Annotated in this window: 20 protein-coding genes; 6 read left to right on the top strand and 14 right to left on the bottom strand. The window is 66.9% G+C overall.

All coding sequences use genetic code 11. From position 1 onward, the window contains the following. On the bottom strand, positions 1-2,049 hold a 2,049-nt coding region (locus KYC_RS21200; RefSeq protein WP_008166208.1), incomplete at its 3' end, for an acetate--CoA ligase family protein. After that, entirely contained in the window at positions 2,046-2,852 is an 807-nt protein-coding gene (locus KYC_RS21205; protein WP_008166209.1) for an enoyl-CoA hydratase/isomerase family protein, read from the bottom strand. The genes KYC_RS21205 and KYC_RS21200, both read right to left, overlap by 4 nt. 126 nt (positions 2,853-2,978) lie before the next feature. On the opposite strand from KYC_RS21205, the gene KYC_RS21210 reads away from it, so the two are divergent. The 5 genes from KYC_RS21210 to KYC_RS21230 all read left to right on the top strand — a co-directional run bounded on the left by KYC_RS21210 (position 2,979) and on the right by KYC_RS21230 (position 9,047). Further along, positions 2,979-3,800 (top strand): IclR family transcriptional regulator, encoded by an 822-nt coding sequence (locus KYC_RS21210; RefSeq protein ID WP_008166210.1) that lies wholly within the window; start codon positions 2,979-2,981, stop codon positions 3,798-3,800. 85 nt (positions 3,801-3,885) lie between these two features. Continuing rightward, positions 3,886-4,398, top strand: coding sequence for a sigma-70 family RNA polymerase sigma factor (locus KYC_RS21215; RefSeq protein ID WP_008166212.1), 513 nt, complete (start codon positions 3,886-3,888; stop codon positions 4,396-4,398). Next, positions 4,391-5,326, top strand: a complete 936-nt coding sequence (locus KYC_RS21220) for a DUF4880 domain-containing protein (RefSeq protein WP_008166214.1) — start codon at positions 4,391-4,393, stop codon at positions 5,324-5,326. The genes KYC_RS21215 and KYC_RS21220 overlap by 8 nt, the downstream gene beginning before the upstream one ends. A gap of 99 nt (positions 5,327-5,425) precedes the next feature. Then, positions 5,426-7,816 carry a TonB-dependent siderophore receptor gene (locus tag KYC_RS21225; RefSeq protein WP_008166216.1) on the top strand — a complete coding sequence of 797 codons (2,391 nt, stop codon included), beginning with the start codon at positions 5,426-5,428 and terminating at the stop codon, positions 7,814-7,816. A gap of 7 nt (positions 7,817-7,823) precedes the next feature. After that, positions 7,824-9,047 carry a PepSY-associated TM helix domain-containing protein gene (locus KYC_RS21230; RefSeq protein WP_008166222.1) on the top strand — a complete coding sequence of 408 codons (1,224 nt, stop codon included), beginning with the start codon at positions 7,824-7,826 and terminating at the stop codon, positions 9,045-9,047. A gap of 16 nt (positions 9,048-9,063) precedes the next feature. Here KYC_RS21230 and KYC_RS21235 read toward each other — a convergent pair whose 3' ends face one another. The 7 genes from KYC_RS21235 to KYC_RS21265 form a co-directional block, all read right to left on the bottom strand. After that, entirely contained in the window at positions 9,064-10,455 is a 1,392-nt protein-coding gene (locus tag KYC_RS21235) for an FAD-binding oxidoreductase (protein WP_008166224.1), read from the bottom strand. Positions 10,456-10,752: 297 nt separating this feature from the next. After that, entirely contained in the window at positions 10,753-10,947 is a 195-nt protein-coding gene (locus KYC_RS21240) for a hypothetical protein (protein WP_008166232.1), read from the bottom strand. A 55-nt stretch (positions 10,948-11,002) separates the two neighbouring features. After that, positions 11,003-11,674, bottom strand: coding sequence for a BON domain-containing protein (locus tag KYC_RS21245; RefSeq protein ID WP_081478084.1), 672 nt, complete (start codon positions 11,672-11,674; stop codon positions 11,003-11,005). A 457-nt stretch (positions 11,675-12,131) separates the two neighbouring features. Next, positions 12,132-12,800 (bottom strand): ligase-associated DNA damage response endonuclease PdeM, encoded by a 669-nt coding sequence (gene pdeM / locus KYC_RS21250; RefSeq protein WP_008166235.1) that lies wholly within the window; start codon positions 12,798-12,800, stop codon positions 12,132-12,134. Beyond that, a complete protein-coding gene (locus tag KYC_RS21255; protein WP_008166236.1) occupies positions 12,784-15,246 on the bottom strand; it encodes a ligase-associated DNA damage response DEXH box helicase in 2,463 nt (820 codons plus the stop codon). Before KYC_RS21255 ends, pdeM begins: the two co-directional genes overlap by 17 nt. Then, a complete protein-coding gene (locus KYC_RS21260; RefSeq protein WP_008166237.1) occupies positions 15,243-16,847 on the bottom strand; it encodes an ATP-dependent DNA ligase in 1,605 nt (534 codons plus the stop codon). The genes KYC_RS21255 and KYC_RS21260 overlap by 4 nt, the downstream gene beginning before the upstream one ends. Before the next feature lie 48 nt (positions 16,848-16,895). Further along, a complete protein-coding gene (locus tag KYC_RS21265; protein ID WP_008166238.1) occupies positions 16,896-17,900 on the bottom strand; it encodes a ligase-associated DNA damage response exonuclease in 1,005 nt (334 codons plus the stop codon). A gap of 302 nt (positions 17,901-18,202) precedes the next feature. Between KYC_RS21265 and KYC_RS21270 the strand changes: the two genes are divergently transcribed. After that, on the top strand, positions 18,203-19,642 hold the full coding sequence (locus KYC_RS21270) for a hypothetical protein (protein ID WP_043519048.1): 1,440 nt from the start codon (positions 18,203-18,205) through the stop codon (positions 19,640-19,642). Positions 19,643-20,014: 372 nt separating this feature from the next. On the opposite strand, the gene KYC_RS30160 is transcribed toward KYC_RS21270, so the two are convergent. From KYC_RS30160 to KYC_RS21290, 5 genes are all read right to left on the bottom strand, one after another. Then, on the bottom strand, positions 20,015-20,281 hold the full coding sequence (locus KYC_RS30160) for a PAAR domain-containing protein (protein WP_081478085.1): 267 nt from the start codon (positions 20,279-20,281) through the stop codon (positions 20,015-20,017). An 83-nt stretch (positions 20,282-20,364) separates the two neighbouring features. Further along, positions 20,365-21,285 carry a hypothetical protein gene (locus tag KYC_RS29825; RefSeq protein ID WP_202946595.1) on the bottom strand — a complete coding sequence of 307 codons (921 nt, stop codon included), beginning with the start codon at positions 21,283-21,285 and terminating at the stop codon, positions 20,365-20,367. A 1-nt stretch (position 21,286) separates the two neighbouring features. Then, entirely contained in the window at positions 21,287-23,203 is a 1,917-nt protein-coding gene (locus tag KYC_RS21280) for a hypothetical protein (RefSeq protein ID WP_008166248.1), read from the bottom strand. Next, positions 23,196-24,038, bottom strand: a complete 843-nt coding sequence (locus tag KYC_RS21285; protein WP_008166252.1) for a hypothetical protein — start codon at positions 24,036-24,038, stop codon at positions 23,196-23,198. Before KYC_RS21285 ends, KYC_RS21280 begins: the two co-directional genes overlap by 8 nt. Beyond that, the gene (locus KYC_RS21290) at positions 24,038-24,616 is read right to left on the bottom strand and encodes a DUF4123 domain-containing protein (protein WP_050814922.1); all 579 of its coding nucleotides are present in this window, start codon (positions 24,614-24,616) and stop codon (positions 24,038-24,040) included. Before KYC_RS21290 ends, KYC_RS21285 begins: the two co-directional genes overlap by 1 nt. Between the last annotated feature and the right edge of the window lies 1 nt (position 24,617).

Below are 24,617 nucleotides of genomic sequence, written 5' to 3' on the forward strand. Positions count from 1 at the left end.
CCCCAGCGGTTTGACGAACAGCGGATTGATTTCGGCTTCGATCAGCCGCTCCCGCAGCGCGGCGGCCATCCGCGAAAACGCAACGACCGCCTGGATCAGCGCCGGCACATCGGCGCGCTCGCGTCCGCGGTAGCCATCCAGCAACGGCCAGGTCTTCAACCGCCGCAAAGCCGTCTCTACCTGGTCCGGCATCAGCCCCGATCCATCGTCCGGCAGCATCAACAGCACCGTGTCCCGGACCAGTTCGGCCACGACGCCTCCCATGCCGAGCAGGATCGCGTCGCCCAGCGGATCTCGATGCAGCCCCACGATCACTTCCGCCGCGCCGGACACCATTTCCTGGACCAGGAACGCGTCGGGCCGGCTTCCGGTATGGCGCTGAACATCGTCAGTCATCTTCCGTAGACGCGCAGGCACGTCCGCGGACGCAACGTTCACCGCCACGCCGCCCACGTCGCTCTTGTGGGTGATTTCGCCGGACAGGAGCTTAAGCACCACGCGCGGCCCCAGCGACGCGGCGGCTTGCACGGCCTGCGCCTCTGAGCGCACCACGATTTCCTTCACGCCGGGAATGCCGAATCGGGCAAAGAGCGCCTTGGCCTGGGCCTCGTCCAAGGACCCGTTTTCCGGGCAATCGACCAAAGCGGCGGGCGCAGCCTGGCCGGCAGGCCTCGCCAGCCCGCGGCGCGCATGCGCCTGCCACATCGCGGCCATCGCGGCGCCGACGCTCTCGGGCGTGTGGAACGCCGGAATGCCGTAGCGGCCCAGGACTTCCGCGGCCTTCGGCGCGTGCGGGCTGATGTAGGCCATTACCGGCATGTCGCTTGCCGCGAGCGTGTCGTTGAGAGCCCCCGCCATCAGTTCGGGCTGCGCGACGCCGGAGGAACCCACGATCACCACCAGCGCGTCGTAGTTGCCGCTGCCCTGCACAATGCGTATGGCGCCCCGCAACAGTTCGGGTTGCAGGCCTGCAAGCGTCACGTCGATGGGATTGCGGTCCAGGGCGGCGTGGACGCCCGGCTGCAGGGCGCGCAGGGCGGCGCCCGTCGCCGCATCCGGCGGCGGCAATTCAAAGCCCGCCATGCCCAGGCAGTCCGCCACCAGCGTGCCCGCGCCGCCCGTGGACGTGAGCACCGCGATGCGGCGGCCTCGCAGCTTGCGTGGATGGGCCAGCGCGGCGGAGATGTCGAGCAGATCGGAGAATGTCTGCGCGCGGATGACGCCCGTGTCCTCGAACAGCGCGTCGTACATCCCGTCTGCGCCCGCCAGCGCGCCCGTGTGCGAGGCCGCGGCCTGGGCGCCGGACTCGGATCGCCCGATCTTGAATGCCACTACCGGTTTGCCGGCGTCGAAGGCTTTGCGCGCCGCGGCGCGGAACTTGCGGGGGTTGCGGATGCTCTCGACGTACAGCGCGATGACGCGGGTGGCGGGGTCGTCCGCCAGCGCTTCCACGAAGTCGGCCAGTTCCAGATCGGCCTCGTTGCTGGTGGAAATCAGTTTGGACAGGCCGATGCCGCGCGCGGCGGCCCGCGACAGCAGTGCGCCCAGGATGCCGCCGCTCTGCGACACCAGGCCAACCGCGCCGTCGTGCAACTCGTCGATCTCCAGGGCGCCGCTCGCGGACAGCGGAATGCGGTCGGTCAGGTTGACCAGCCCGATGGTGTTCGGCCCCAGGATGCGCATGCCGCCGGCCGCCTCGCGCAGCTCCTGCTGGCGTCGCGCGCCTTCCTCGCCGGTCTCGGCGTATCCGCTGGCCAGCACGATCGCCGCGCCCGTGCCAATGTCCGCGAGGTCGCGGACGGCCTGCTGCGTCCGCTCCGCCCCCAGCACCACGATGGCGACGTCCGGGGCCCCAGGCAATGAACGCACATCGGGGTAGCAGCGCAGCCCGCCGATGTCGGACGCCTTGGGATTGACGGGGTAGATGCTGCCCTGGAATCCATGCTTGCGCAGATAGGCCACGGGCCGGCCCGAGGTCTTGGCGGGGTCGGCGGACGCGCCCACCACCGCAACGCTGCGTGGCCGCAGCAGTTTCTCCAGGGCGCTCATTTGCCGTCTCCCCGGGCGTCGGCCATCTTCGCCAGGAATGCCGCGACGGAATCTCGATGTTCGACGCTGGTGTAACAGATGCCCTGCGCCTGGCTGCCCATGGCAAAGACCTGGTCGGCGGTCAGTTCGAAGCTCTGATCCAGGATGGACTTGCCCAGGGCAAGCGCCGTGGCGGACCCTTTGCCCAGTTCCGCGGCCCACGACTGGGCCGCCGCCACCTCCGTGCCGGCGGACACCAGACGGTCTGCGATGCCGAGCTGGAACGCCTCTTGCGCCAGCACCTTGCGCCCGGAATAGATCAAGTCTTTTGCGCGGGCCAGACCAACCCGGCGCGGCAGGAAGTACATGCCGCCGCCGTCCGGAATCAGGCCTCGCGCAATATAGCTCCAAGTGAACGTGGCGCTCTCGGAAGCCACGATGAAGTCGCAACTGAGCGCGGTGTCAGCGCCCAGGCCTGTCGCCGCACCGTTCACGGCGGCGATCGTGGGCTTGGGCATGCGGTGCAGCAGGCTGACCGCGTGGTGCACCCGCTGCTGGCGCGACCAGCCATTGAATCCCACCTCGCCTGCCGGCGCGTCCATCCTGCGCTGCATGCCGGCAATATCCCCGCCCGCGCAGAAGCCCTTGCCCTCCCCGGTCAGCACCAGCGCCTTGATGGCTCTGTCCTGCGCCACGCCTTCCAGCGCGTGGATCAATTCGCTGCGCATGGCGTCGCTGATGGCGTTGCGCTTATCGGGGCGGTTCAGCGTCAAGGTCGCCACACCTTCGTGGGTCTGCAGCTTGATGAATTCGTATTCGGCCATTTCCGTGCTCCGTGCTTCGGGTGGAGCCAGCCCTTCACGCCGCGGATTCCGGCGGGCTGGCAATGGCTACACGGTAGGCGCTAAATTGAGCGAAGACATCGCCCCATTTCCATAGAGTGGAATTGCATGAAAGCTTCCCCGCAGTCCGAATCGTCGTCCGGCACAAGCCAGCGCTTTTCCGGCGTCAGCCAGAATCGGTCGCTGGAACGCGGCCTGGAGATTCTTCGCGCCTTCAGGCCCGGCACCGATCTTCTGGGAAACGGCGAACTCGCCGAAAGGACAGGCCTGTCCGCCGCAACGGTCAGCCGCCTGACCCAGACCCTGGTCACCAGCGGCTTCCTGGAACACGACCGGCGCGCGCGCGCCTACCGCCTGGCCGCGCCGGTGCTCAGCCTGGGGCACGCCATGCGCGCCGCGTCCCCGGTGCTCAGGGCGGCCACGCCGCTCATGCACGACCTGTCCACCAAGCTGCGCCTGAACGTGGGCCTGGCCAGCGCCGACCGCGCCGAGATGGTTTACCTGGAATCAATCCGCTACAACCGCAAGGCCTCGCTGCGGACCATCGTGGCCGGCCAGCGCGTCCCGATCGAACTGACGTCGCTGGGCCGCGCCTATCTGGCGACGCTGGACGCGAACTCGCGCGAAGCGCTGCTGGACCAGATCCGGCGCGGCTACCGCAGCGCTTCCTGGAAGCCTATCCGCGCCGATATCGACAACGCAGTCGCCAAGGTCGCAGCGCAGGGGTACTGCCTGGCGTCCTGGCAGCCCGGCGTGATCGCCATGTCCGCGCCCTTAAGAGGTCAAGGCCGGCAGGCGCTGGCGCTGAACCTCAGCCTGATCACGGACGAAACATTGTCCGCCGTAGAGCGGCGGCATGCATCGGACCTGCTGGCGTTGAAGGGGAAGATCGAACACCGGTTGGGGAGCCAAAATCCGGGCGGGTTGTAGATTTCGGCGCGACGGATACAATAAGAACCATTCTCAATCTCGAATCACTCGGGATTTCCCGTCGGCCCTCTTTCATCGCACTTCCATGACTCGCAGCCTGGCGCCGGATCACCACCATGTGCGCGCACTCTATGTGGATCATCACCGCTGGCTGGTGAACTGGCTGCGCAAAAAGCTGGGTTGCGGTTTCGATGCGGCCGATATCGCGCAGGACACCTTTCACCGCCTGCTGGTTGCGCCCGAACGCGCCGGCGGCCTGCATGAGCCGCGCGCCTATCTGACCACCTTGGCGCATGGGCTGGCCGTGGACCACATCCGCCGGCGCAAGCTTGAACGCGCCTACCTGGACGAGCTGGCCCTGCTGCCCGAGGAACATGCCCCGTCGCCCGAGACGCGCGCCCTGCTGCTGGAGGCCATCGTCCGCATCGACCGCATGCTGGACGGCCTGAACGCCAAGGCAAAGGCCGCGTTCCTGATGTCGCGGCTGGACGGCATGACCTACGCGGACATCGCCGCCGCGCTGCGCGTGTCGCTGAGCTCGGTGGAAAAATACATGGCCTGCGCCATCCGCCATTGCTACGAGCTGCGCTATGGCTGACCGCTCCGCGGTGCTGGAGCGCGCCATTTCTTTCGCCGTGCGCCTGAACTCCGGCCACGCGGATGCGGCCGAACACGACGCCTGCCGGCGCTGGCGCGAGGCCGACGCAGAGCACGAGCGCGTCTGGCGCCAACTGCAATCCATTGAAGACGACATGCGCGCCGTGTCGGGCTCGGCGGCCGCATCGGCCGCGGCGGCCTCGGCCTTGCGCGCCGCGCCCAACCGCGGACGTCGCCAGGCGCTGGCGATGCTGGCCCTGGGCGTCGTGGGCGCCGGCGCCACGCTGGCCTGGCGCGACGGCGCCTGGGAACGCATGACGGCCGATTACCGCAGCGGCGTGGGCGAGCAGCGCCGCTTTGCGCTGGCCGACGGCGCCGAACTGTGGCTGAACACCGATTCCGCCGTCCGCGCCGATCCCGGCGGCCGGCGCCTGTCCCTGCTGGCCGGCGAGCTGCGCATGGACACGGGTCCGGACGGCGCCTGGGAAGTGCGCACGCGCCAGGCCTGCTTCACCGGCGCCCGGGCGCGCTTCGTGCTGCGCCAGCTGGGCGACGCGACGCTGCTGGAGCTGCAGCGCGGCGATCTGCGCATCGCGCCGCTGCACGGCCCGGAGACCCTGGCCGAGCCCGGCGCCCGCTACCGGGTCAGCGATCACGACGCGCGCCGCGAGCCGTCCGCGCCCTTCGACGCCGACGGCTGGGCCAACGGCGTGCTGACCGTGCGCGGCATGCGGCTGGCCGACTTTCTGGCCGAGCTGTCGCGCTATCAGCGCGGCTGGATAAGCTGCGATCCGGCGGTGGCGGACCTGCGCGTGTCGGGCGTGTTTCTGCTGGACGACGTGCCGGGCGCCCTGGATACGCTGGGACGCGCCCTGCCGATGCGGGTCCAGCGCTACGCGGGACTCTGGACCCGCGTGCTGCCCGCCTGAATGCAGTTACAAACTTTTTGTCGCCCGCTTTACGGGTTTTGGCGGCCTCGTTCGACATAGGGAATGACACCCCAAGTTTGAACCAGGACCGCACCCGCCATGCCCAGCACGATCCGCCTTTCCACCCCACGCCTGTTCCGCCTTCTGCCGCTGTGCGCCGCGCTGGCGCTCGCGCCTGCCGCCTACGCCCAACCCGCGCGCGCAACATTCGAACAGGCGGCCGCGCCGCTTGAGTCGGCGCTGAACCAGTACGCCGGAACAGCCCGGGTGACGCTGTCGTTCGACCCTGCCCTGACGGCCGGCCGCCAGGCGCCGGCGCTGCGCGGCGATTATTCGGTATTGGACGGATTCGCCGCCCTGCTGGCCGGCAGCGGCCTGGTTGCCGAGCAGACCGGCGCACGCCACTTCGTCATCCGCCCCGCGGCGGCTCCGGTCAGCACGCTGTCTCCCGTCACCGTAACCGGCGAGTCGGCGGCCGAGCGCTACAACCCGCCAACGGCCATCGGGTCGAAGACGCCGCTCACGCAGCGGCAGATTCCGCAGTCGATCAGCGTCGTGACGCAGGAACGCATGCGCCAGCAGGCGATGCAGACGCTGGACGACGCCATGCGCAACACGGCCGGCGTCACGGTCGAAAGGCGCGACAACAGCCGCTCGATCTTCCATTCGCGCGGCTTCGACATGACGTCCTACCAGATCGACGGCATCCCCACGCAGTACGACTGGCGCATGCTGTCGTCCAGCGACCTGGCCATCTATGACCGCGTCGAAGTGCTCAAGGGCCCGGCAGGCCTGTACAACGGCGCGGGCGGCCTGGGCGGCGCCATCAACCTGGTGCACAAGCGGCCGCAGAAGGACTTTGGCTTCGAGGGCAGCGTGTCCGCAGGCTCCTGGGACAACTACCGCTCGCAGGTGGACCTGACCGGCGGCCTGAACGAGGACGGCTCGCTGCGCGGGCGCCTGGTCGGCGTTTACCAGGACCGCCGCTTCTTCTACGACAAGACCAACGAGCAGCATTCGGTGCTGTACGGCGCGCTGGCCTACGACTTCACGCCCAACACCACGCTGACCGTGGGCGGCAGCCGCCAGGAACGCGACATCCATGCGTCGATGTGGTCGATCCCGGCCTTCATGACCGTAGGACCCGGCGGCCAGCCCAGCTTCTCGCTGGCCGACATCAAGCGGTCGACCTTCATCGGGGCCGACTGGAACCGCGATCAATTCACGTCCACCGAAGCCTACGCCGACCTGGAACACCGGCTGGCGAACGGCTGGACCGCCAAGCTGTCCGGCCGCTATGCCGAAAACAAGCTCGACCGCGAACAGGCCTATGGATGGGGACCCGCCAACACCTCGAACAACCTGATTCAGCTGCTGTCGGCCAAGGGCCCCACGCGCCAGGCGCAATCCTCGTATGACGCCTACGCCGACGGCCCCTTCCAGCTGTTCGGGCGCGAACACAACCTGACGCTGGGCGCCAATTACACCGACTCGCGCTTCGACAACGCGTGGGACTATCCGACGCCCAACTGGGCGCCGCTGATCGACATCACCAACCCGCGTTCCGATTTCGACCGGCTGGACTATGCCTTCAACAACAGCAACCATGCGCGCACCAAGCAATGGGGCATCTATTCAAACCTGCGCCTGCGCCTGGCCGACCCGCTAACCCTGGTGGCCGGCGGCCGCTTCAGCTGGTGGGACCTGACCTCGACCCAGCGCACCCTGGCCGGCGAAAAATCGCAGGACGCCAAATTCAATGGCAAGTTCACGCCCAACGTGGGCCTGATCTACGACCTGAACCAGACCTACTCGCTCTACACCAGCTATTCCGAGATCTTCTCGCCCCAGAACGGCTACTCGACGGCGGACGGCAATATGCTCAAGCCGCTGGAAGGCAGACAGGTCGAGGCCGGCATCAAGGGCGAATACCTGGACGGCGCCCTGAATGCCTCGTTCGCGGTCTTCGAGATCCGCGACCAGAACCGCGCCACCCTGGCGCCGGACTCCACCACCGTCTATACGGCCAACGGCAAGACGCGCAATCGCGGCTTCGAACTGCAGGTCAATGGCGAGATCCGTCCGGGCTGGAACGTCTACGCCGGCTACACCTGGCTGCAGGCGCGCGTGGACCAGAGCGCTTCGTATGATTCGAACGTGACCGCCGTGGCGCCCCGCCACCTGTTGCGCGTGTGGACCGACTACCGCCTGCCCGGCGAATGGAACCGCTACACCATCGGCGGCGGCGTCAATGTGCAGAGCGGCACCTACGTGGCGTTTCCCCAGTACAACGGCGCGCGGCTGGAGCAAGGCGGCTACGCGACGGTGGACCTGAAGTTCGGCTACGACATCAGCCGCAACCTGGACGTGGCGCTCAACATCACCAACCTGTTCGACCGCAAGTACTACGCGACCATCAGTTCGCCGCGTTCGCAGAACATTTTTGGCGAGCCGCAAGCCTTCATGCTGACCCTGCGCGCGAAGTACTGAGCCGGCAATGGCAATCGCGGCGCGCCCATTCTGGGTCCGCGTACACCGGTGGGCGGGCCTGGCCACCGCCCTTTTCCTGTGCGTGGCAGGCCTGACCGGCAGCATCCTGGCGTTCAAGGAAGAACTGGACGCGTGGCTGAATCCGCGGCTGTTCCTGGCCGCCGATCCGGGCCTGCCGATGATGGACCCTTTCGCGTTGCGCGATGCGGTGCGCGAGCAGCTGCCCTGGGCTCGCGTCGACCACGTTCCGCTGCGGCGCGAGGCCGGCCGCGCAGTGGTTTTCCGGCTGACACCCAGGCCGGACCCGGCCACCGGCCGGCCGTTGCCGCTGCGCGCAACGCACGCCTTCGCCGACCCGTACCGCGGCAAAGTGCTGGGCTGGCGCGATGAAGGCGCGCTGTCGCTGGCCCGCGAGAACCTGCTGCCTTTCATCTACCGGCTGCACCTGGACCTGACGCTGCCCGGCGTGTGGGGACGGCTGCTGTACGGCGTCATCGCCGTGATCTGGACGCTGGACTGCTTCGTGGGCTTCTATTTGACGCTGCCCGCGCCGGGCGCGCGGCGCAAGGGCTTCTGGCGCGCGTGGCGGCCCGCCTGGCTCATCAAGCCAGGCGCATCCGCGTCCCGCTACACGCTGGACCTGCACCGCGCCTTCAGTCTGTGGCTATGGGCCCTGCTGCTGGTGTACGCCTGGTCCAGCATGATGTTCAACCTGCGCGACCAGGTGTACATGCCGGTGATGTCGACCGTCATGCCCTTCGATACCTCGTGGCGCGGCGCACCCGTGCGGCCGGCGCCGATGGCAGCGCCCGCGCTGGAGGGGCAGGCGGCGCTGTCGGCCGCGCGCCGCGCCATGGACGATCTGGCCCGGGAACGCGGTTTCACGATCGACGGCGAGGAATCGCTGATGCTGGACCGGCGCCGCGGCCTATACGCCTACCTGGCGCACAGCGACGCCGACCTGCGCCGCCATGTCGGCAACACCGCCATCCTGATCGACGCCGACACCGGCGAGCGGCGCGGCGTCTACCTGCCGACGCGGGGCGCGTGGGGCGACACGTTCAGCAACTGGCTGGGCGCACTGCACATGGCCCATGTCTTCGGCCTGCCCTACCGGATCTTCGCCAGCCTGCTGGGACTGGTCGTCGTCATGCTGTCCGTGACGGGCATCATCATCTGGCGGCGCAAGCAGCTGGGCCGGTCGATCGCGGCATCGCGACGGCCCGGCTGATGCGCCTGGCCTGCCGTCAAGGCGCCGCCGGCTTGATGTTCTGGTTATGGCGGAACAGGTTTTGCGGGTCGTACCGGGTCTTGGCCTGGACCAGCCGGTCGAAGTTGTCCCCGTAGGCCGCGCCCACGCGCGCGGACTCGTCCTGCGTCAGGAAATTCACATACACGCCGCCCTGCGAGTACGGCTCGGTGGCCCGGAAGATGTCCCGCGCCCAGGCGATGCAGCGGTCGTCGTCCTTCGGATCGTCCCAGCGCCCATGCACGTTCATGGCGAACTGCGCGGACCGGTGCGGGTACGCAGTCTCGGCCGGCGAAACGCGCATCGCCACGCCGCCGATATGGCCGAAGAAGATCTCGCACTGCGGCGACGGCACACCCTGCACCGATTCGACGACAGCGTCGATCAGGCCATCTTCCAACTCCCCGATGTTGTGCGATTTCCAGTAGTTGCGCGCGCCCGGCGTCAGTAGCGGATCGAACGCCTGCTGCCACGCCGCATAAGGCATGGGTCCCAGGTGTTCGCCATAAGGCTTGCCCAGCCCGCGCACCACCTCGACGGCTTGCGGCCCCTTGGCAAGATCCCCCGTGTAGCAGGCGGCGAACGCGATGATGGGCTTGCCGTGCGCCGATTCCGGCAGGAACGGCAGCGGCGGCGCCAGCCTCAGCACCGCCCACACCGTCAATTCCTCGGGCATGGTCTTGAGCGCCTCGCGGTACTTCGCCAGCGCCTCCTTGCCTTGTTCCAGCGGCAGCACGACCAGGCCGCCGTACACCTGCGGCCCAACGGGATGCAGCTTGAACTCGAACATCGTGACCACGCCGAAATTGCCGCCGCCTCCGCGTATCGCCCAGAACAGATCCGGGTTGTCGTCTTTGCTGGCATGCGCCATCTGGCCGTCGGCGGTAACGATATCGGCCGACAGCAGGTTGTCGATGGTCATGCCGAACCGGCGGGTCAGCCAGCCGAAGCCGCCGCCCAGGGTCAGGCCGGCCACGCCGGTCGTCGAATTGATGCCCAGGGGCACCGCCAGGCCGAACGCCTGGGCTTCGTGGTCGAAGTCGGCCAGGGTGGCGCCGGGCTCGACAAAAGCCCGGGCGCCAGCGGGGTCGATGCGCACCGACTTCATCGGCGACAAGTCGATCATCAGTCCGCCGTCGCAGACCGCGGTGCCGGCAATGTTGTGGCCGCCCCCGCGCACCGACAGCATCAGTTTGTTTTCGCGCGCGAAATCCACGGCGCGGCGCACGTCGGCGGCGCCCGCGCACCGCACGATGACGGCGGGCCGGCGGTCGACCATGGCGTTCCAGATTTTCCGGGCGTCGTCGTAGCCGGCATCGCCAGGCGTCAGGACCTGGCCTCTTGCTGAGGCCTTGAGATCGTCGAGGGAGCTGCTGGACAGTTTGTTCATCACACATCTCCTTGGAGGTGATGCATACACAAACAGCGTCTAAAGCAAGCCGCCTATGGATTTGGGCGCGACATGGGATACGCCTCCGTGGGTAGGGGCCATGACCCTGAGCACCTGGTTGCCCGGCGAACGCCGCGCGGGGTGTAGCGGCATACGCCCGTTTCGTGCGCCGGAGCGTGCATGAAAAAAAAGTATAGGTCTACAGCCCTGCGCGCAGGAAGCCCTAACCCTCATTTTTCAAGACGCCGCGCACGTTCAGCGCGGCCAAGCCTGGCTGCAGCGCAATAGGATTGGGGGTCAGGGTTTGCTGCGCGCCCCCTGGCCGCGATTGCGCTGGCTTTGCTGATCCTGTCCCGTACCGATCTGCGAGACGTGGCCCTCTTTTTTGCTGCGGTTCTGGGTATCGCCGTGGCTTGCCTGCGCCGTGCGAGGCGTGTCGTCCTCGCTCCGGTTCGGCGCGCTCTTGTCCTCGGCTGTTTTCGACTTGGTCATGGTCTTGCTCCTTATCTTCAATGGCTCTGGCGGCCCATGTCGCCAGAAAATTCCGTCATTCCGCCGGGCTTGCCTGCGTCCCCGTATTCGACTGGCCAGCCTGCGCCGCCGCGCCCACCCGAATCCGGTTCTCAACGTCCTTCACGCCGGCGCACTCCACCGTGCAATCCTCAACGTCGTGTTTCATGCGGCGATTCGGCACCGTACCCTCCAGCGTGACCTTGCCGTCCGCGACAGACACGGACACGTCGCTCACATCCAGGCCGCTGTGCGCCAGCGACTCGCACACATTCTCGCGAACCCGCTCGTCCGAGCGGATGTAGCCTTTGGGATCGGTGCGGCGAGAACCGCGGTCGCGCCACGCGGTCATGCCGCGGCCATAGCCGCCGCGCTCCGCGGTGTCGAACGACATGGGCTCTTCGCGCGCCGACGGCCGGTCGCCGTAATAGCCGCCTTCGTCATCGCCGAACGAGGTGGGACCGTCGTAGCCGCGATCCCTCAATCCGTACACCTGCTGCCGCTGCAGCGAAGGATCTTCGTTCGAAAAGCCGCCATAGCTGCTCTGCCCGGGGTCGGCGCTGCGGCTGCGCACCGGCTCCCGGCTGTTGCGCGCACCGCTGCCGCTCTGGCGGGTCCCTTCGCTTTGGTACCCAAAGGACGGCGCGGGGTCGCGCCAAGGTTCCCGGTCGCCGCTGTATCGCGCTGGATTCCTCGGATCTCTATTCATCTCGTATCTCCCGTTGCATGTTGAGCATCAACCCGGCAGCAAGTGCTGTGCCGCATGCCAATCCGGTCCATCCGGGCGAGCGTCAACTCCCCGGAAGGCGGATAGGCCAACAACGGCTGGAATGCTAAGAATGGAATCCATGCGGTCACAAACGGGCCACAAGTCCGCCAGCGCCGCATCCGGCACAACGACACACGACATTCAGGAGATCACTATGGCTTCGGGATCCAGGCTGTCCGATGTAATCGTAAAACTCCCCGACCGCTCGACATGCCGCGTAGAACGGCGTTTGATCGCGAAACGCAACCAGGACCCTTCCTCCGTTCCGAAATACGTCTGCACCCTGCCCACCGGAGAACTCGTAACGTGGCTGGGCGGCGGGAAGTACCGCCTGCCCTGCGGTTCGGTAGCCGTCGCGGTCGCGCACAAGCCGCCGGAAAGGTAGGCGCGGCCGTCCTCATGGCGGCGTCCAACCGACTGGCAACGCGGTCCCCTCCACGCAGGCAACCAGCGCCTCGCCCTGCCCGGCCCGGACCGCATGCCCGCCCGTGAAATCGGAAAACGCGGGCAGCACCGTAACACTCGGCCCGAGCCAGAAGGCCGGCCAGCTGCGCGGCACGCCCGGCACGCGGGTCTTGGGATGCACGTGGCCCGCGATCACGTGGCGGCCCTGCGAGTCCGCGCGCGGCAGGTGACGGAACAGGAACGGCCCGTCGTCGCAGGCTTCGCCCAACTGCCGCACGCCCAGCGCCGCGCCATCCAGGGCGCGATCATGGTTGCCGGCCAGCACGGCCACGTCCAGGCCCGCATGATCCCTGCGCCAGGCGATCCAGGCGTCGCGCCATGCCGCCTGCGTAGCGGGTCCGTGCAGCACATCGCCCACGATCCAGAGTTCCTGCGCGCCCGTCGCCGCGATCAGCTCTGCCAGGCGCCGCAGGTCATCGTCCGTGGCGCCGCGCGGCACGGCGATCCCGTGCTGGCGAAAGACATGGCTCTTGCCCAGGTGCAGGTCCGCAATCACCAGCCGGGACCGCGCCGGCCAATGCAGGGCGCGCGCGCCAAGCAGGACCACGCGCTCACCGGCCAGCGACACGGCTAGCCCGGCTGCGTCAGGCGATCCGGGCATAGCGCTTCTCCAGCTGCGCGGCGGCGCGCCGGACGCGGGCCTGCCAGGTTTCGGTGCTGAGCTGTCCGCGCAGGCTTTCGGTCCACAGCGGAAACGACAACGGGGTCAGCGCGCGAGGCTCGCGCAAGACCATCTCGCGGCCCTGGAGGTCCTGCAGCGCGGCCAGCAGGCGCGGCGCTTCGAGCTGCTGTTCGAAGACTTCGCGCTCGGCCTGCGCCAGCAGCAGATGGTCCGGATCGTAGCGGCGCAGCACATCGTAGAGCAGGCCGCTGGATGCCTGGACCTGCCGCAGCGAGCGTGCGGCCTGCCCGGGCAGCGACGGCGTCAGCAGGCCGGCGACCCGTGCGATCTCGCGGAACTGGCGTCGCGCCATTTCGCCCAGGTTGACGCCGTCGCGCAGATCCTCGGCCATGCGCTCGGCGCTCAGGAGCTGGCGCAGCAGCGCGTCGTCCAGGTCGGCGGGTTCCGCCAGCGTCAGCATCAGGCCGTAATCGTTGACGGTGTAGGAAAACGTGTTGGCGCTGCGCCGGCCCCAGCGCAGCGCGACGATGGCGGCGATGCCTTCGTGTACGGCGCGGCCGGCAAAGGGAAACAGGAACAGATGCATGCCGCGCCGCGTGCCGATCCGCTCGGCTACCAGCCGGCCGTGGTCCGGCAGCGCGCTGGCCTGCTGCTGAATGCGCAACAGCGGCGCCACCGCGCGCATTTCCGGATGCGTGCCGGGATGGGCGTAAAGGCTTTCGACTTCGCTGGCGAGCTGCGTAGACAAAGGCATGCGCCCGCCCTGCCAGGTCGCGACCGGGCCGTCTCCGCCCTTGGCCCGCCGCACATAGGCGACCATGCCTTCGAGCCGCACCAGCTCCAGCGTGCGGCCCGCGAACTGGAAGCGGTCGCCGCGCCGCAGCCGCGCAAGAAATCCTTCTTCCACCGAACCCAGGCTCCCTCCCCGCAGGTATTTCACCGCCACCGCGCCGTCCGCCGTGATGGTGCCGATGGAAAGGCGATGGCGGAACGCGATGCGCCGGTCGTGCACGCGATAACAGCCGTCGTCGTCGCGCACGACGCGCTGGAAGTCCGGGTACTTGGCCAACGCGCGGCCGCCCTGCACGATGAAGTCCAGCACGGCCTGCCAGGTGGCGGCGTCCAGCGCAGCGTAGGCGTGCGTGCCTTGGACCTCGCCGTACAGCGCCGCCGCGTCAAAGCCTCCGCCCAGCGCAAGCGTCACCGCGTGCTGCGCCAGCACGTCCAGGCTGCCGACCCGCGGAACGCGCGCTTCGATCTCACCGCGCGCAATCGCCTGGCGCGCCGCGGCGTATTCAATCAGTTCCAGCGCCTGGGCCGGCACGCATACAACGTTGCCGGACTCTCCCGGCCGATGCTTGGCGCGGCCGGCGCGTTGCAGCAGGCGTGCCACGCCCTTCGGGCTGCCGATCTGCAGCACCTGGTCCACAGCGGGAAAATCCACGCCCAGGTCCAGGCTGGACGTCGCCACCACGCAGCGCACCGTCCCGTCGCGCAGACCCTGCTCCACCGCGGCCCGCAGCTTGGGATCCAGCGAGCCGTGGTGCAGCGCCAGCGTGGCGGGCGACTCGGGCCAGATGGATTCCAGCGCGCGATGCCACAGTTCCGCCTGCGCGCGGGTGTTGGTGAACAACAGGCTGGCGCGCACGTCGAAGAGACGCTTGAATACCCGTTCCAGCTGCGACAGCCCCAGATGGCCCGCCCACGGTAGTGCGCGGCTGCTTTCGGGCAGCAGCGTCGATATCTGCATCTTGCGCGGCCGCGCGCCCGCGACCTGCGCGCTGTCTGGCGCATGCGGCAGCAGCACGGCGCGCGCTTCGTCCAGGTTGCCCAGCGTGGCGGACAGGCCCCAGGTCCGCGTGTCCGGCGACAGACGCCGCAGGCGCGCCAGGCACAACTGCAGCAGCACGCCCCGCTTGTTGCCCAGCAACTCGTGCCATTCGTCCACGACAATGCAGCGCAGGGCGCGAAAGCGCGCCGAGGCGTCGGCATACGACAGCAGCAGCGCCAGGGACTCGGGCGTGATCACCAGCACGTCCGCCTTGCCCTGCCGCGCCAGCCGCTTGTCGCGCGCGCTGGCGTCCCCGGTGCGCAGGGCCACCGTCCACGCCACATCGAGTTCTCCCGCCACCTGCGCCAGCGCGCGCGTCGTATCGGAAGCCAGCGCCCGCAGCGGCGTGACCCACAGGACGCACGGCCCTTCGCCCGCGGCCGCGCGCGGCGGCGCCTTGCCGGCCAGCGCTTCCAGCAGCGGGCCGCCAAAGGCCGCCAGCGTCTTGCCGCTGCCGGTCGGCGTGTGCAGCAGGCCCGATTCGCCATCCAGATAGCGCCGCCAGGTCTCGCGCTGGAAAGGCGCGGGCTTCCAGCCGCGCGCGGCGAACCATGCCGCCAGCGGCGCGTCCCGGCCCCGCCATGCCGCGCTCATCGCGCCAGTGCCTTCAACGTGCCCAGCTGATCGGCCTGGTCTGCGGACTTGTCGCGCCGCCAGCGCAGAATGCGCGGAAAGCGCACCGCCACGCCGGACTTATGACGCTTGGACAGGTTGACGCCTTCAAAGCCCAGCTCGAACACCTGCACCGGGTCGACCGACCGCACCGGCCCGAAGCGCTCGCGCGTGTGCGCGCGCAGCCAGCGGTCCAGCTCCAGGATTTCCTTGTCGTCCAGGCCCGAATAGGCCTTGGCGATGGGCACCAGCGTATCCCCCTGCCACAGGCCGAAGGTGTAGTCGGTGTAGAGCGTGCTGCGGCGGCCGTGGCCCGACTGCGCATACAGCAGCACCGCGTCGATGGTCAGCGGATCAATCTTCCACTTCCACCAGTCGCCACGGCGCCGCCCGCTCTGGTAGCCGGCGCTGCGGCGCTTGAGCATGAATCCTTCGACACCGCGCTCGCGCGATTCGGCGCGCAACGCGTGTGCGTCGTCCCAGCTGGGCAGGTCCACTAACGGCGACAGCTGGAGCCGCGCATCGGGATGGCGGCGCAGCAGCGCTTCCAGGCGCGTGCGGCGCTCCGCCTGCGGCAATTCGCGCAGATCCGCCCCGTCCTGTTCCAGCAGGTCGTAGGCCAGCATCCGCACCGGCGCTTCGGCCAGCCACCTGGGGCCGGGCTTCAGGCGCTGGATGCGGGTCTGCAGCGCCGCGAACGGCATCGGCGCGGCGGCGTCTTCCTGCCACGCCAGCAATTCGCCATCCAGCACGCAATCGGCGTCCAGCGCGGCCGCCGCGGCCTCGACCTCGGGGAAGCGGCCGTCCAGGCGCTCTTCCCCGCGCGACCACAACGCGACTTCCCCGCGGCGCCGGATCAACTGCGCGCGAATGCCATCCCATTTCCATTCGAGCAGCCAGTCTTCGATGGGCCCCAGCAGCGCGGGGTCGCCTTCCAGCGGCGAGGCCAGGAAGAAGGGATAGGGCTGCTGCCGGTCGCCCGGCAGTTCCTCGGCGCTCAGCAAGTCGCGCAAAAAGGCCGGGTTAGGCGACCACGCGCCCAGCATGCGCTGCGCGATTCTTGCGATCGGCACGCCGGACATCTCCGCCAGGGCCTGCTGCACCATGCGCTGCGACACGCCGACGCGCAGTGCGCCGGTCAGCAGCTTGTTGAAGACCAGCCGTTCCTCGAAGCGCAGGCCCAGCCAGGCCGACACGACGACGTCGCGGCGTTCGGCCTCGTCGCGGTTGGCCACGGGCGCCAGGATCTCTTCGATCCAGTCCGCCAGGCCGCGCTCGGGCGCCGCGTCGGCCGGATCGGGAATCAGCAGCGCCAGCGTCTCGGCCAGATCGCCGACCTGGTCGTAGCTGGCGTCCACCAGCCAGGGCGCGGTGTCCGACGCCGCCGCGGCCCAGGCGCGCAGTTCGGCCACGCCGGCGATCTTCCTGCGCGCGCTCGTGACCTTGCCGCCCGCCAGCAGATACAGCGCCCACACGGCGTCGCGCGGCGGCGCATCGCGGAAGTACGCGACCAGCGCCGCGCGCTTGTCCAAGGTGGCGGTGCTGCGGTCCAGTTCCTGATACAACGCCGCGAATCGCTTCATCCATGCATCCCAGGGCCGGTTGACACGCAAACGAGCCTCGAACAGGCCCTAGTCGTCCTCTCCATACTGCGTCGCCAGCGTCTCGGCGGCAATGCCGGATTCGTTCAGCGTGCGCACCAGCGCGTCGGTGTCGCCATGCGTGGCGATCACGCGGCGCGCGCCGGTCTCGCGAATGGTGCGCAGCAGGTCGGGCCAGTCCGCGTGGTCGGACACGACAAAGCCGCGGTCCATGTTGCGGCGGCGCCGGTTGCCCCGCAGCCGCATCCAGCCAGACGCGAAGCCATGCTGCGCCTTGCGGAACCGCCTCAGCCACGCACTGCCCGCGGCCGACGGCGGCGCAAGAATCAGCTCTCCAGCAAATCCCGTACCCGGCGTCGACGGCGCTCCGTCCGCGTCGATGACCAGACGCGTGTCGGCCATCGCGATGCCGGCGCGCCGGTACACGTCAACCCCCGCCGCGATCGCGCCGTGCAGGTAGACCGGCCGGTCGACAAAAGGCTGCAATTCCGCCAGCACCCGCTGCGCCTTGCCCAGCGCATAGCAGTAGAGAATGGCGGCCTCGCCGCGCCCGGCGCAATGGTCGCGCCAATGCGCGATGTCGCGCGCGACGTCCGCCGCGCTTGGCCATCGGTAGATCGGCAGCCCGAAGGTGGCCTCCGTGATGAAGGTGTCGCAGGCGACAACCTCGAATGGGCTGCAGGTGGGGTCGGGCTGGCGCTTGTAGTCGCCGGAGACGACCCACACCTGCCCGTCGGCCTCGATGCGGACCTGGGCGGAGCCAAGCACATGACCCGCCGGGTGCAGCGACACGCGGGCGCGGCCCAGCGTAAAGGCCTGGCCGTAGGCGTGGACGCGATAGTCCTGATCGCCCAGGCGCCAATGCAGGATGGGCAACCCTTCCTCGCTGGTGTGGTAGCAGCCCATTCCCGCCCGCGCGTGATCGCCATGGCCGTGGGTCAGCACGGCGATGTCCACCGGACGCCAAGGATCTATATAGAACCCGCCGGCCGGGCAAAACAGGCCTTCCGGACGCAATTGCACGATGTCGCGCATGGGGCGCTCCCGCCAGGGCGCGGCGCGAAGGTCCTCGCGGCCGCCGTGCTGTCGTTATACCGCGAAGAGGCTCCGTCGCCGCCCGCACCCGCCGCGTCGAAACCATCCGATGAGGAATACAAGATTCCGTTGCAGACGACGGCGCCGCAAGCAGGTAGTGTCGAAAGCAGGCTTAAAGGAGAAAATATGCGCACCAAGCACATCCTGACTCTCGTTGTCCTGGTTGTCGTCGTCTCTGTCGCCCTGTCGCTCGTTCCCTGGTAGCCGGCCCGGGCAGGCGGCGGCCATGCTCTGGATCCCAAATGCCTGCCCCTTTGACGCCATCCCTGCTGCACCAGACCCTGCGCGCCGTCGCGCGCCGCTATCGCCTGCCGGAGCTGCCCGGCGCCGCGCCCGATCTGCCGGAATCGGACCCGGCCACGGCGCTGGCCATCGCCATCGAACAGACACGCGCGTGTCTCGCCCGCGGCGATGCGCCCGACGAAGCGACCCGGCGTCTGTTCATCGAAGCGCTTGCGCACCTGATCCGCTACGCCCTGCGCGAGCCGAATGGCGATCCCGTTTTTCAGGCCATGGTGCTGCGCCACCGGACGCCGCGCGTGCGCGAGCACGCTGCGCTCGGCACGCATGCCAGCCGCGACCGCCGCGCGGTACGCACCGCCGTCGACGCGCTTGCGCATCCCGGCAAGCGGCGGAGCCTGGCGCCCGGACCCGTCAACGACGCACTGGCGCAGTTGCATGCGGCGGCAGCGGCGGCATCGTGGGCGGCACTGTCCGATTGCGCGGGCCGCATGCTCGCCATGCCCGGCGCCACGCTCGATGCGCCGCTGCGGCAGGGCCTTGCGCAGCTGCTGGACGATCCCGCCCTGGCACGCCTGATGCGGCTTGATGCATTGGCGTCTGACCCGCTGGTGCGGCGTTATCAAGCGCTGTGGGACAGGCAGGGTCCGCGCCCCGGCAGCACCGAGGCTGCCGAACAAGGCGCGCAATCACGCCGTCGGGGCGACGCCGTCGAAGCCATGGCGGCAACGACGCTGGACGCATGGGCGCGCCTGCTTGCCCAAGACGAGGGCAAGCCTTTCCGCGTGGCGACCTCGCTGCGCGTGCCGTCGTCGATGCCGGGCGACCCGGAACGCGCGAAGACCGAATGGGACGTCGCGCTGCTACGGCGCTCAGGCGATGTGGATGGAGACGCGGACGGCGATGCGGATGGAGACGCGGATGGCGACGCAGTTGCCGCCGCGGCCTGGGACGTGTGCCTGCTCGTGGAAGCCAAGGCCTCGGTCGATGCCGCCACCACGGACCTGCCGCGTCTGTTGCGCGGCCTGCGGCTGCTTGCGAACGCCGATGCAGACACGGTCTATCCCTTCGACTGCCGGCAGGGAGTGGTGCGTCTGCACGGCGCATCGTTGTCCGCGCTGAAGACCGACGACGCCGGACTGGCCGCGACGGTCCTTTACTTCTGCGATGCGCCCGCCGAAGCCTCGCCCCGCTTGCTGGGCGCCGCGAGCCGCATGCAACTGCTGTCCGCGCCGGCCAGCCTGGATTTCGCCAGCAGGCTGGCCGACGGCCAGGCCGCGCAGCCGCAGGAACTCGAGCCCGTCTGGCTGCAACTCATGGAATCGCCCAGATGGAGCGCCGTGCTCAACCAGTATCCGATGCTGCGCCAGGTGCGCGAATTGATGGTGCACCCCGACGATCTGCGGGACGCAATCGACATTGCGAGCCGTCCCGCCGCGTGACGCCGCGGCATCGGACTCACGGCGCCGTATTGGCAGTTCTGCCCCAGTCTGGCGCATGGCGCATCTCGGCCTAACCTTTGGCCATGCTTGTGTGAATTTTTCCTAGTCCGGCGTTCTCGGCGAGGCCGAATAGCGTTTCCATGTCTTATAGAAGATATGGCCTTGCGCGCATTTAAAGCGATACCGGACATTCCAGCCGTGCCAGACATCGTCCAGGCAAACGAAACCCAGGCGCTCCTCAGCTGCCCGCAATCGTGGAGTATGGTCCAGGATAGGATGGTTGCTCTGAGTCGATGAGGTTTCAGAATCGCGAATGGTCATCTTGAAGATCCCTGCCGCGGGCGCGCTCGTGGAAATGTGCGTCGGTAGTTTCTATGCTTTACGGAACTGCCCCGCGCACGATGAGAAAACTTCACAGCCGCACGCAAGCCGCGCAGGCTCAAACACCATGGCGCGACCGTTGTGCAGGGCGGACGCATCGCCTCCCGAAACCAGACGAAATGTTCCCTTGTGCGTGGGGCAGTTGGCGTGATCACCGAGCAAGCATTGAGGCCTGCCATTCACGGGAAAGCCGCTCGCTTCGATCATGCTGCCGCCGCCGGAGTGCTTGTCCCCCTGACGAATTGCGCCATTGGACATGAGTCAGCCCCTCTTTACGGGAAGGCGAAACCACTCACGTCCGGCCGACCGCCGCGTATCGGCGTTGCGCGTGCATGCCATGCTCATAGTCCAGCGGGCAGCACTTGAGGGTCCCGTTGACGGACGGTGTCGAGGAAGTTCTCGAGCAAGTCGTCCTGCGCTCCCAGCGTGCCAAGAATATTCGGCGTGCAGGTTATCTGCGCATAGGGTGTCTGCATCAGCGGATGGTCGATGTGGGCTGGATTGGGCAAGCCAAGCAGATCGCGCAGGCGCAGCACGGCGAGGATCTCGGTCGGGTGGACGGCCAGAAGTGGGGTGTCGAACTCAAAGTCTCCGGAGTCAGCCTCGCGCTCGGTCAATGCAATGCGAGCTACATGCAGATCGCAGGCAGCAATCAATGCGGGCAACAACTTTTCCGGATTGGGTACGCGCCACATCGACACCAATGGCCCCCAGGCTGGATCGCGCGGCAATGCATACTTATCAAGATCGAGAGGCTTTTCCAGCCAGTTGCTGAGAATTGTCAGACCGAACGCCGCGTAGCGTAGCGTGGTCCCAATTGGTGGATTATTGCCATTACGAACGCCATAACCACCGGCAAGTCCGTCAACTACCGTCAAATAAAGCGCCTGGGCAGCATCTGGTTGCCCCAACGCAATAGCGCCTAGCATAAGATCGGTGAGGCTATCCAGGCTACTAGTGGCATTTCTGGCTGTGCCTTTTAGCCCTTGAATACTAATTCCGTCTGCAACGACTCTTCTCCTGAATCCACAGGCCATGCGCTCGAGCGCCCCACCAATTTGGCCTCTTTTTGCATCCAAGAGTGCCTTGGAACATAACAACATTCCGTGCTTGTACAGATCTATGGCGGCCAATCCTGGTCTATCTATTTCACCTGAAACATATTGCTCCAGCCATTCATTTGGCGGCCAGTTATCGGTCGCCCAACTCTCGACGTCAAGGATAGATTTTTCTAATCTGGATTTCGGTTGTTTTGTTGCCATGTCACATCCTAGGCCAATTGTTGAGTTGTATACCCGATCCTTGACCGACTCCGTGGCCTACCAGGGTATTGATCTTGCCCTCGCTATTGAGGAACACCTGAGCATGGACGTACTGAATATTCCCCGACTCCTTTGCTCTGTCCAGCATCGCCACTTTTTCCATTGCTAAAGGGTCAAGCTCCAACACCTTCTCTCGCTTCCACCAACGTCCCTTTCTCTTCACATTGGCAAGTATCCGCTCAGTGTTGTCTTCTCCTCCTTTCCCCTGAGTTTTCTCCAAAAGCCCAGGCGTCTCGCTCTTGCCTAGCGTCGTCTTGACCTCCATCACAATCAAGGTTTCCTCGTTGAACACCACCTTCTGCTGCTGGGACACGTCGCGTAAACCTTCGATACGATGACGCCCCTCTGCGCTCGGAACCCGAATCAACATCTCGGGAGGCGGCGGCACTCTGACCAGCATATCCAGGCCGTGGTTGCTCTTGTTCTTCAGCCCAAAGCGGCTGACCCCGCCGCTTTTGAGCGCATAGCCCAGTATGTTGTCCGGCTTGACTCCCCAGTGCCGCACCAGTTGCGCCGCAAGAATCTCTTCGCCAGCATCGCCCACCACGTTGTGCAGGCTCTTTCCCTTTCGTGCGCTTCCGATAAGGTGAATCTGCAGCGCCGTGCGCTCTCGCGCACTATTGTTGATGACCGCGAAATCGGCGCGTGCGGCCTCGGCCTCAACAACCGTCTGGGACTTGTTGGTGTCGGTTGAATAGCGTTGCCGAACCCGAACGCGCGTGCCGCCCAGTGTCTGATCACGCGTGTCGATGACCGCTTCAAGCGCCGTACCCTGGCCATTCTTGTGTCCCCCGAGCCGCTTGAGGTCTGCTTCATTGAGCATTTTCACGTCAAGCTTGACCGCTTTTCCGCCGACCTCGCGCATGATCCAGCGCGCGGCGCCGAAGGCCGATGGCGTGAGCATGGCGAGGTTGATGCTCATGAAGACTTGCTTGGCGCGCGCTTCGGCAGTTTCCGGGTTGGCAAGCGCGGCGAACGTTTCGAAGAACTTCTCGCCGATGCTCAGGCCTTCTCCGGTGATCATGCGGCTGGTGCCGTCGCCCAGCGCGTCTATGGCCAGCGCACGGTCCACGGCCACAAATAGATAGCGCACCCCGGCCATGGCGCCGCGCGCGCCCAGCGCGACCTCACCTGCCACCGGCACGAATGCCAGCAGGGAGACGGCGACTTCGAAGAATCCCTTGATGGCCTCCCAGATGCGGACATTGGCCTTCGCTTGTTCGAATTCGCGGGCCAGGTGCTGGACAGCTACATCGACGGGAAACAGGCCTTTGGGGGTGTTCCAGGAGAACGGCATGCTGATGCCGCTCTGGCCGTCCGGGTCTTCATATTCAATTCGCGGGCTGTGTTCCCACGTCACCGAGGTAAAGGTCAGGTAGTAGAGCTTGCCGCCGGCAAAGCGGAAGTTGCGCTGGATGCGGAATCCCATCCGGTCATCGGTACGCTGGCCAAAATTGTCGAGCACGGGAGGGGCAAGCGCATCGTCGGCGATGTCGTCGTCCAGGCAGACGATCTCGCATTCCTGCACCGCAATGAATGCCCAGAGCTCGGCCATCCGGGCTTCGCCATACTGGGCGCCAAAGCGATCCAGAACCTGGAGCAGAAAGGTGTCGCGGTAGTTGCGTTCCCGGTCGCGGATCCACGGGTTGTCCATGAACCACCGATAGGTCGCCGCCGTTCCCTGCGACGGTATGCCTAGAACCAGGTCAGCATTCCGCGGGCCGCCGTCCGGGTTCAGAGAAAATAGCGAACCCGGCACCGTGCATTCCGTGCAGATTTTCTGGGGCCGGGGAAGGACTCCGTCCGCCGCGTCCTGCGCCAGTTTGTCGTAGCTGGCCGTCACCGCGCCGTCACTCATCGCCACTCTCCGTCAGGGCCCGCCGGTGGGCGAGCAGAAAGCGCGTGATTTCGCGCTGATGAACGCTTTGCTGGCTGGGATCGTCGATGACTCGGAGCAATTCAGCCAGGAACGGATTCTTGGGAAACCACGGGCCGTAGATCAGAGCCAGCAGGAGACTGGCGTTGAACTGCGTCAGTTGATGCGGGGTGAGCCCGATAATGGCGTCACTGGGTTTAGGCAGGGCAATGCCCCGCGCCTTGTATCCCAGCTCTACGTAGCCCGTGAGAGGCCGCCTGTAGATCGCAGGCAGTTCATTCGCCTGGCGAAAGCCGGCCTCGTACTGCTCGAACAAGGGGAGTATTTTTCGCGCCGCGACGCCTCGCATTTGCGCCACGTTCTGGAAGGCATTCCAGATATCCTCGGGCTTGAGCGCGTCCGGAACGATGCTCAGCGCTGCGACGGCCGCGTCTAACATACCGGGCAACACCGCCTCAAAGTCCCGCCGCGCAACGACGACCGCCTTCATGGCCAAGGCGATGCGAGCGTTTTGGTCCATCCCCGGCGCATCCAGGTACTTCTCGAATTTGCCGGCGTACATCGGGTGATGTTCCCAACCCGGGCCCAATATCAAGTCGGTGAGGATATGGAAGCTGTACAAACCGTCCTCGCCGAATCCATTTTGGATGGCCTGCCGCCCCGCCTGACGTACGAAGGGAGCGATAAGCTCGGGTTGAGCTGGCAGGCGTGGCAAGACGGGCGCCAAGGTGTCGCGGATGTATCGGACAAGCTGGCGGCCGGTGTCGCGCGTTGCCGCGCCAGCAAGGCGCTCCCGGTCGATGGTGAGCAAGGCCATTACGCAGCCCCCTGCCCAGAGGTCGGCTCGTCCCAGAGCAGATAACCCTCTCGTCCGGGGTGGTCCCAACCTTGTTCGAACAGCGGTTGCACTCGCCTAGCCAACGCAATCTTCGGGTCATGCAGATAGAACGCTTCCACGCCCTTGCGGCCAAACAGCTTTGCCACGGTTTCGGGCGCGGGAGAGATCGAGTCCAGGTAGAGCAGCAGCGATGCAGGATCGCCCAGGCGCAGAACGTAGCGGCCCTCGCTGTCCTGGAACTTGGTGAAGCGGCGCAGGTGCGCGCAGAGGCCGTCGATGTCCAGGCGAGTGAAAAGGATGCTCAGCGGAAAGCCGTCCAGCGCGCCGCCGAGCCATTGGTCTAAGGCCGACCCGGGATGGCTCTGGAACAGGCAGGGCGCATGCTGCTCCAGAACGCTGTGGGGTTCGAGCTTCCACAATGAGCGATACGGCTGGTCGTGAAACTCCAGGCGGGCGCGCAAGTCGGAATGCGCAGACATCTGCGTCAGGCAAAAGACATTCATTTCCGGGGCAGTCGCAGCAATTCCCCAATCTGTGAGCCAGCGCTTCAGGCCCATG

The organism is Achromobacter arsenitoxydans SY8 (genome assembly GCF_000236785.1).
Classification (GTDB): Bacteria; Pseudomonadota; Gammaproteobacteria; order Burkholderiales; family Burkholderiaceae_B; genus Achromobacter; species Achromobacter arsenitoxydans.